The sequence below is a fragment of the Chryseomicrobium palamuruense genome (assembly GCF_042649045.1).
Lineage (GTDB): Bacteria > Bacillota > Bacilli > Bacillales_A > Planococcaceae > Chryseomicrobium > Chryseomicrobium palamuruense.
In genome coordinates this window covers 1-8728 of sequence record NZ_JBHSEF010000018.1, presented here as the reverse complement: position 1 = coordinate 8728, position 8728 = coordinate 1, and the positions used below count along the sequence as shown (strand labels likewise).

The 8728-nt window shown below is 40.7% G+C and carries 10 protein-coding genes and 1 pseudogene; 3 read left to right on the top strand and 8 right to left on the bottom strand.

All coding sequences use genetic code 11. The annotated features are described in order from the left end of the window. The 4 genes and pseudogenes from ACFO0S_RS06960 to ACFO0S_RS06945 all read right to left on the bottom strand — a co-directional run. Nucleotides 1–379: pseudogene (locus ACFO0S_RS06960) on the bottom strand (IS4 family transposase); the annotation flags it as partial. 336 nt (nt 380–715) lie between these two features. Next, a complete protein-coding gene (locus ACFO0S_RS06955) occupies nt 716–1012 on the bottom strand; it encodes a hypothetical protein (protein WP_378141076.1) in 297 nt (98 codons plus the stop codon). A 150-nt stretch (nt 1013–1162) separates the two neighbouring features. Continuing rightward, nucleotides 1163–3091: a DNA/RNA helicase domain-containing protein gene (locus ACFO0S_RS06950; protein WP_378141075.1), complete on the bottom strand. Its 1929-nt coding sequence runs from the start codon at nt 3089–3091 to the stop codon at nt 1163–1165. Nucleotides 3092–3155: 64 nt separating this feature from the next. Then, nucleotides 3156–3818 carry a DUF5694 domain-containing protein gene (locus ACFO0S_RS06945; protein ID WP_378141074.1) on the bottom strand — a complete coding sequence of 221 codons (663 nt, stop codon included), beginning with the start codon at nt 3816–3818 and terminating at the stop codon, nt 3156–3158. Between the two features lie 151 nt (nt 3819–3969). On the opposite strand from ACFO0S_RS06945, the gene ACFO0S_RS06940 reads away from it, so the two are divergent. After that, on the top strand, nt 3970–4143 hold the full coding sequence (locus ACFO0S_RS06940; RefSeq protein ID WP_378141073.1) for a hypothetical protein: 174 nt from the start codon (nt 3970–3972) through the stop codon (nt 4141–4143). 46 nt (nt 4144–4189) lie between these two features. On the opposite strand, the gene ACFO0S_RS06935 is transcribed toward ACFO0S_RS06940, so the two are convergent. From ACFO0S_RS06935 to ACFO0S_RS06925, 3 genes are all read right to left on the bottom strand, one after another. Continuing rightward, nucleotides 4190–4474, bottom strand: coding sequence for a hypothetical protein (locus ACFO0S_RS06935; protein ID WP_378141072.1), 285 nt, complete (start codon nt 4472–4474; stop codon nt 4190–4192). Between the two features lie 172 nt (nt 4475–4646). Then, nucleotides 4647–5426 (bottom strand): PAS domain S-box protein, encoded by a 780-nt coding sequence (locus ACFO0S_RS06930; RefSeq protein ID WP_378141071.1) that lies wholly within the window; start codon nt 5424–5426, stop codon nt 4647–4649. Nucleotides 5427–6218: 792 nt separating this feature from the next. Further along, nucleotides 6219–6332: a polysaccharide deacetylase family protein gene (locus ACFO0S_RS06925; protein ID WP_378141078.1), complete on the bottom strand. Its 114-nt coding sequence runs from the start codon at nt 6330–6332 to the stop codon at nt 6219–6221. Between the two features lie 511 nt (nt 6333–6843). Here ACFO0S_RS06925 and ACFO0S_RS06920 point away from each other — a divergent pair. After that, nucleotides 6844–7812: a M23 family metallopeptidase gene (locus ACFO0S_RS06920; protein WP_378141077.1), complete on the top strand. Its 969-nt coding sequence runs from the start codon at nt 6844–6846 to the stop codon at nt 7810–7812. A 58-nt stretch (nt 7813–7870) separates the two neighbouring features. Here ACFO0S_RS06920 and ACFO0S_RS06915 read toward each other — a convergent pair whose 3' ends face one another. Continuing rightward, on the bottom strand, nt 7871–8116 hold the full coding sequence (locus ACFO0S_RS06915; RefSeq protein ID WP_378141070.1) for an RNA polymerase sigma factor: 246 nt from the start codon (nt 8114–8116) through the stop codon (nt 7871–7873). 126 nt (nt 8117–8242) lie between these two features. On the opposite strand from ACFO0S_RS06915, the gene ACFO0S_RS06910 reads away from it, so the two are divergent. After that, nucleotides 8243–8470, top strand: coding sequence for a WGxxGxxG family protein (locus ACFO0S_RS06910; protein WP_378141069.1), 228 nt, complete (start codon nt 8243–8245; stop codon nt 8468–8470). The last annotated feature ends 258 nt before the right edge of the window (nt 8471–8728 follow it).

Genomic DNA, 8728 nt, shown 5'->3' with positions numbered 1-8728 from the left:
GTGTCTTCCCGACCGTGATCGTTGTCGAATCAATGGATAGAAGGGATCCTGGAATCTTCAGGCGGCGCCGGGCGGCCCGGTTCAGTTTCCCGCTGATCACTTCGAAGACCCGTTTCATGATCGCATAGTCGAGGTGGGTCACCGTCTTGGAGAGGGAGGAATGGTCAAGGGGCACCAATCCGGCACTGGGACCGACATCTGCGGCGTGGCCGAAGCTCTTCCAGCCATTCATCGCAGCTCCTGTCAGATAGGAGAGGAGTACGGAGACGGTACATTTGCGCGCCTTGTCCTCAAATTCGAATTCCGCTAGGATCTCCTGCAGTTCTACATCAGAAAGAAAGTTTTGAATCAGCTTTTGGAACGTGGTATTCTTGGTCATGAGAGATGCCCCTTTTCGAAAATGTTGGTGTGGTAACTTACATTTTACAGGAAGCATCTCTCTTTTTCTTTCTATTTCAATGGGGAAAAATGGTTAATCAACACGCGTGTTGCAAGTTAAAATCTCTAAGAATATCTCGTTTTCACGCCACTTTTCTTTGCTCATTCTTATTAAACTGCAAGTTACCCGCAAGTTAAAATTCCCTTGTGGAATTTTTATCAACGGCATTTTACTGACACGATAACGTTGATCTGTAATTCACAATGTTCACCCATAGAGATTATTTGAATTACCTCTTGGATATAGACCGCTAAATCGCATTTTAATTCAGCTAAATTAGGAATGCCGACTACTAACCTTTCCTTTACTCCCCATAAACAAAGGCAACATATTGAGGATGATCGAAGCGAATGTCGCAAACCATAGTGCCCATTGGTAATTCACGAGCTCGCTTGCAGCTGACCAGTCCTCTCTTGCAATCCAAATCGCCACCAAACTAATTTCTGCGCATAGTGTGAGCGCTGTGAAGGATAATCCTGCCGCCATTGCGAATCTGAAGTCCTTTCCTCTCGAAAACAAATAAATATTTATGATTGTAGCTAAGATGGCCAATCCGCCTAATAGTACCCACATCGAAATTTCCTCCATTCGTTTTCACGGAACTTGTTCTGACTTAAAGTTAGACGGTTTTTAGTCATTACAGTTCTTATAAATGGAATTTCTTTTGATGCATCAAAGCTTTCCCTTTAAAGTCTCAATATTAAAAGAGCCATCTCTGGCTCTTCAATACTCTTCTTTCGTCTCCGCAACTAAGTACTCTTGAACTTCGACTTGCTCTTTATAAACTTTAACTAATCGTGATTTGAAGTAATCCGCTAGTGCTTTATCCGTGCAGTAGATGTAACATCCCTTTTGTCCACGAGTCATCAGTGTGCGGTAGGTGTTACGGATAATGGCATCTACTTCTCGCCGGGCCACATCGGGCTGTTCTTTCATTTTCTTTTTGATGCCTTTTATCGATGAATCCGTCTTTGCGCGTTTTGTGTAATCAGTGACAACTTGACCGTTTTCATATCGCAGATCATCCCCAATAATCACTCCGACATAATCAAATTCTAGTCCCTGACATGTGTGAATGCACCCAGCCTCGTCAATCGATTCCGATGCAATAGCCCAAATATCATTTCCAAGGTTCCAGCTAATTGAGAAGTCATGTTCCTCTATGACAATATCGTGCACTTCCCGGTCATTCTTCCCACTACTCACCCATTCCCAACAGTATCCTGCGACAAGACGAGATTTGTTATTGCGGTCATTGCGATCTCGAATCATTTTTAGTAGTTCTGTTGGAGAATCAATCACCCGGAAATCATAGTCCATACCTAAATCATGTGCATTCGCTGTCTCACGAATTTCCAGAACATCATCAAGCCATGCAATATATCCATCCGACCCATCACAGCGGAATTGAGAGGCAAGTTCCCCTTCAAAGACTTCGATTCCTAGCTCGTTCGCGTATTTCTTGATAAGGTCGATGCTTCCTATATCCTTCATCGTCACTCGCTGGGCTTCATCAATAAAAAACACACTGAACTTCGCTGCATTGAGTAGTTCTTTGACTTGATTCTCTCCCAAATTACTAAATAGACCGGACTTTTCATTCAACCGGTGGGCTTCATCGACAACTAGTACATCGAATTCATTCGGATCTGCTGCATGAAAACTTCCAGACCCCTTAAACAAATTATCAATACTCTTCTTTTTCATCGTGCCTTTGAGCTTCGTTGCATAGACGTCACGTGGAGCACTATTCTTCGTCACATACATCGCAAAATAATCATCTTGTATCAGCTGCACGAGAAGATTAATGGCTAATACGGACTTACCTGTTCCAGGACCACCTTTTACAATGAACACACCTTTTTTATCTGCTTCTAATAGCGTCCTTGAGTAATTCATAATCTGTTCATAGACAATTTTCTGATCATCGATCATGACAAACTCCGGATTTCCTTGCAACATACTGGCCATCGAATCTTGCAAAGATTTGGACGGACGGATACGACCATTTTCTATTTTCTCAATGACATTATTGCTGTCCCCGTATTTGATGTATTGCTTAATAAAGTTTCGCAAGTTCTGCATTTCACCTTTACGAAAAACAGGAGCTTTCTCGAGGTGTTCTTGGTAATGTTCATCGATAAGTGGATCCTTCTCTTCAATTATGTAATTGTGCAAGTAAGCGCACGGTTGCAGATGAATAGGAAGTGTGCGCACTTCTTCATTGAAATCTTCGATGAGTGCGGCGTAACTCCACGCTTGATACGAAGGGTGTGTTGTTTGACGGCGGCCCCCACCTAGATAGGTTTCGACGACTACCGCATCCATTCGTTCAACTTTCTCCACAGATTCCCACTGTTTAAGTTCGACGATAACGGCATGGTCCTCTGCTCCGTCATTCCCGGCAATAATGAAGTCCACACGTTTCCCTGTGTTCGGAATTTTGAACTCAATGGCGGCCTTCGCATCTCTTGGAATTTGGCGGTCACGAAGAACGTTCGACATTCGCTGAAGTGAATGATCCCAAGAACGGATTTCATTTTTCGATGTCTTTCCAATCTTCTCGCGATACACTTCATACAGACGATCGACCATCACTTCATTCTCGATATCGCTTAGAAATTCAGATATGGTTGCTTCGTAGATGATCAATTTAGGTGGCCTCCTCTTTTACCATAGAATCAGTTCTTTACTTTCATTTTAGCATTTTGATTGCTTAGCTTTTTAAATAGTCTAAAGCCCCCACTACCTCCACACACCCACTCTCCCGCAAAAAGTTCTCCACAATCCGCACATGAGACGCACCGACGATGAAGAGAATGCGCTCGTCTGGAGAGTCGGCGAGACGGGTCAGGTTGGCGAATTGGATCAAGTTTCGTTTGTACCACCAACTCAACCAATCGATGCCTACGTTGTTGGAGATGGTCCCGATTCTAGCGACGTTCAAGTAAAAGGTATCTACTTGTTGGAGGAAGACAGGATCATTCAGTTCTTGATAATAAGAAAGTAAGTCTTTCTCAGGCTTGAGCGCGGGAAACGACAGGTTTTTCAACATGTCCTCGAGCAGTTCTGGTTGGTGTTCACGAGCCCAGGACTCGACTTCCCCGTATCCGCGGTCTGCTACTCCCATCCAATCGACCGGATACAATTGTGCGTGCTCGAGCTGATCAGCTAACCGAAAGCCTAGTTGATAGTACTCGTTCATTTCAAGTTCATACGTACCCTGCTGGTACCGCGAATATTTCTCTTGGCAGACTTCCCCGTCTTCCGGTACCATTTCTAATGCAATTTTTGTCGGTCGGAACTGCGCGAGTTTAGCGACTAGCTCCTTTATTTCTGTCTGTCTTCTCTCTGTATCTAAACCTGATTCCTCAGCCATATGAAATGTTCCTAGAATCAACACTTTTGATCTCAAATTTCCCACCCCGTATCTTTCTCTTCATTCTATACATAGTATAAATGACACCTTCCAAACTGTATATATCTGGTACACTATACATAGCAATCCATTTCATGAGAGGCGGGAGCACATGGGAATCTTTTTTGGAATCATTGGCGGTGTACTTGCTTTCGCATTTGCTGTAGATGTATTGAATCGAAAACGCCAGAGTCCGGATCAACAATCGACTCATCCGCGTACGAAGCCAGGAGAAGCATCGAATTATCAGATGGGAGATACGAATCACTCCACCGGTCCGTATTAAAAAACCTTCCGACCTAGCTATTTAGCTACGTCAGAAGGTGTTTTAGTTATTTGCCAACAAAATAAACAGTAAATAGTAACCCATTTACTGCTAATGCTGCTAACGGAATGAACGCAACAAAGATAGAAGCGACAATCTCCCTTTTAATTTTATTCCTATTTGCTTTAGCAATACTAAAGAATGAGGATAGAGTTAAAACGAACACAACCACAACACTAATTAACAATAGGGTTCGATCCAATTCACCTGTCATTCTAGCGATATCCTCTGTAAAAAATGCTCCCACCAATGCAATCAGGCCTACTATTAATCTGGTTGTAAACCACTTCATACATTGCTCTGTTATGTTTTATTTTCTATTTTATGTTTCACTATTCTTATTCAACCAAACTGCCCCATTAGCACAATAATAAAAAGCCGTCTCATGATTGCTTGGACTCCAGAAAACAATTCTGTAATGAAGATGGATAACAATATATCACGGAATATAGTTGATATCCTATTCAAACACTTACGGAGCCATCCTTTAACACCAAATCATGTATTGCCTGCTGTAAAGTTCCAAATATCTGTATTAGCGATAAATCGGCTCCGAGCTGAACAACACTTCGGGCAATTTCGGGTCTTATCCCCGTTACAATAGAACGAACACCAAGCAAACCAAGAATGGCACTAGTTTCAAACAGACATTGGATTACCATTGCATCAAGTTCATAGATGCCTGAAAAATCGCTAATCAAAGTATGGACACTCTGTTCCTGTACTTTTAAAGGCACATGTTCTAAAATATAATTCGCTCTTTCATAATTGATAGAACCTACTAGGGGTAACACAGCGATCCCTTCCAATATAGGGACGACTGGAGCTGATAGTGTGTTAATTTCTTTGGACATTTTTACGAGTGATTTTTCGATTTCTTTACGCTTTGTTATATCTCTGACGACAGATTGAATCGCTTTTTTACCCTCATACAAAACAGGAGTACAGTTTGTTTCTACATCGACTAGTGAACCATCAAACCGTTTTAATTGTTTTTCGATAATACCAGTTGGTTTATTTTCATCAAGGATCGATTTTGTGTGCATTACTGTCAGCACTTTATACTCCTCGGGTACGATATCGAATACAGATTTACCTATAACGTCCTCACTGGAAGCAGCCCGTAAAAAGTCTACTCCTGAAGGGTTTATATACTTAAATTTCCCATCTTGTTGAATAATAATTGCCTCCGTGGTCGATTCCACGATTTGACGATACAATTTTTCATCCGTATTATTTCCCATGAAAATTCACTCCTCCTTACCAAAAACTATAAGTTTTCAACTAAAAACATTATACAATAAGTGAATAATTATTGTATTTTATACCCCTATCTGTACATATTAGTTTTTAAAAATCCTTATTCAACTAACCTGCCCCGTTAGTTTAAGTATAACAGTTCACAAATACTCACACCTTAATAAAATTAAGCCTTACCTTTAACAAAGCCCAATTAATAAAAGAGCCATAAGTTATTTACTCAAAGTTGTAATTTCATCTAACCAATATCCTTTATAGGTAAGATTGGGTTCTTCTGGATGAACGATTTTTCTGTAAGTAGTTAGATTTCAATATTTTATGTAATGAATCTATCGACTTGCTTCTTAGAAGGTTGGATACGAGGGTATTCTCAATCCATTCGAAACCCTGTTCCATATTTACGTTCTCAACGACCTTGGCAATGTTTCAGATAACTAGTAGATGCCCAAGCTCAATAAGCACATAACCAAGATTATCCAACCTGAACAAATGCTTCAAATGCCTTCACAGTCTGTTTACAATTACCAGCACCATCATAAAAACGTATGACATGTCCTGGTTTTGTAACATTCACCACTTTATTTACAACGTTCTTAACACCCGGATTTTTCCAATCTTCTGTATCCAGGTGCCAAAATTACATTACAACCTTATATCCTTTGTCCACGGCCGCCTTTATCATGCCATTTGTATATTGTCCACCAACAGGTCAAAGCAAATTTGGGTAAGACCCTGTATTACTGTATATTATTTCGTTTGTTTTTTAGTTCTTTCTCTTAATGTGCAATTGTCGTTTTTGAAGGATGCGTATATGTGCGATTTGCTGCTTCATGTCCCTCATCATGTATTCTTAATACATGTCTTGAATATTTCTCTGCATTTTCTCCAATAATTAAGAACGTTGCTATAGCATCATATTTAGCTAATCAATTTAAAACTTCAGCAATATATTTCCGATAGGGACCATCATCATATGTAAGGCCAATTATTTTTTCTTCGGTCTTTATATCCCACACCACTTCCCCAGTACTTTCGTAATGGCGACGTCCTTTCTGAGCACATACATCAAAGTTTATCTAAAAAATGGAACTTAAAAGAATAAAAAAAGAAAGCACTATAATATACTTTCCCTTCAATACCGTCACCTATTCTAGTTATTATCAAGAATTACATCCATTATATTCTCTACGTTACGCAGTAATTTTTACTTTTTTAAGAGCTAATTTCGTCCTATTTTGGAATTTTTGGTGTTTAACTATTTTTATCCATCCGTCAATTTCCTTCTAAGTAGGCGGAAATTCTTCTTTCATTTCAATAAATGCATAAAACGAAGTGTAATGCAGAAACTATGGAACGTGATAAATTAAGGAGGATTTTGATGTGTTCCAGAAATTTCGATATATGCTTCTTGGGAGTATTGGCTTTTTCGCCTTTGTCTCCGTTGTAGATGCTGAAGGCGAACAGACCAAAGAGCAGATTTTAGACGAGCGTATGGCTTATTACCAATTCTATTCCAATTGGTCTTTGCCATGGTACTATTTGGCTGCAGTGGACAAGTACGAGCGAAATATTCAACAGGTGCGCAACGATTTAAAAAAGAGAGATGGCCCCATCGCTCTTCAATTTTCAGATGAATTTTGGGTGGGTGACTTGAATCCGGATAAGAACGATACGCGACTTTCTACCATCGCATTTTTCGGCGGGAACGGAATGGATGGGAATGGGGATGGCAAGGCAGACCGAGAGAACAATGAAGACGTGATGTTGACACTGTCCACTTATTTGAGTCAATTCGGTCACTCTGAAGCTAATTTTCAGAAGGCACTTAAAAATTATTACGGTAGTGATGAAGCAGTTCGGCAAGTTAGTACCATTGCACGGATCTACAAACATTTTCAAGTACTTGACCTAGATAAACACGCCTTTCCCCTTCCTGTCGCAAGGGATTATAGCTACCGTAGTACATGGGGAGCTAGCCGCGGCTGGGGTGGACGCCGAATGCATGAAGGGACGGATTTGTTTGCTTCATACGGTGTCCCTGTGCGAGCTACCACCTATGGCGTGATTGAAGTCATGGGGTGGAATGACTTCGGCGGATGGCGTGTCGGAATCCGCGATATCCATAATACGTACCATTACTTCGCCCATTTGGCGTATTTCGATAAAGGCGTCAAAGAAGGCGACATTGTAGAGCCTGGGATGATCATCGGTTTTGTGGGAAATTCCGGATACGGGAAAAAAGGGACTTCTGGCAAGTTTCCGCCACATCTTCACTATGGCATGTATAAATTCAACGGCCGGATTGAATGGGCATATGATCCGTTCCCTTCTTTGAAACGTTGGGAAATCGAGGACAGGAAAGCGCAGTAAACACTGGTATCCACAGCGAATGTGGATACCAGCGCTTGTCCAATTCTCATCTTGTGCCTCAATTTAAGAGTTGTGGTAAGAAATTAATCAATTTCCGCTTTCTTTTCAAAGCAGTGGCAGTATTCAATGCGATTGACATGAGCCATGTCTTTCTCTTGTTCTCGTCTTTTAAATGATGTAGGTTTTTCATTACCTTTATAAAAGTTTCTTGAGTAATGTCTTCTGCTTTCTGTTTATTGTTAGTGATGTACAATGAAAAATGATATACGTCATTACGATACACATCATATAATTGCTCAATCATTTTATCAGCCCGTTGATCTTACTAAAGCATCCAGTTAGTTGAACAATGGACATTTTTAATGGACCATGAATTAAATTCATAGCGGGAGCCATACTAATAAGAAACTCACAAGGAGGTCTTTTCTAGATGAAAAAAGCAATGGCACTATTACTCGCTTTATTGATAACGTTTACGACAGCAGGAACAACCGTTTTTGCAGATAATGGCACTGGCAACAACAATGCAAATACTCAAGTGTCTGCCGCTGATGCGGATGACGATAATGACATGGATTGGGGTTGGATTGGGCTTCTAGGATTGGCGGGTCTATTGGGACTTCGACGAAAAGATGAAGGTAAGCGCAGTAATCAATGACAAGCTGCCCCGAAACACTGATATTATAGGCAAAGCAGATGCCCCTTTGTAGACGGGCATCTGCTTTTATGTTTGGCTGCATGTAGGATAGATTAAAGGAGCAATGTCGATCTTGAACTAATTAAATAATGATTCTAATTTTCCTTAATAATATGTAATACCAGAAAATTAAAAGGTAAGGAATCAGATCACGCGTGTTGATTAACCAAAATCAGGAAGTCTCAATTGCGTGAATAAGCCTGTACCCATCTACGACCT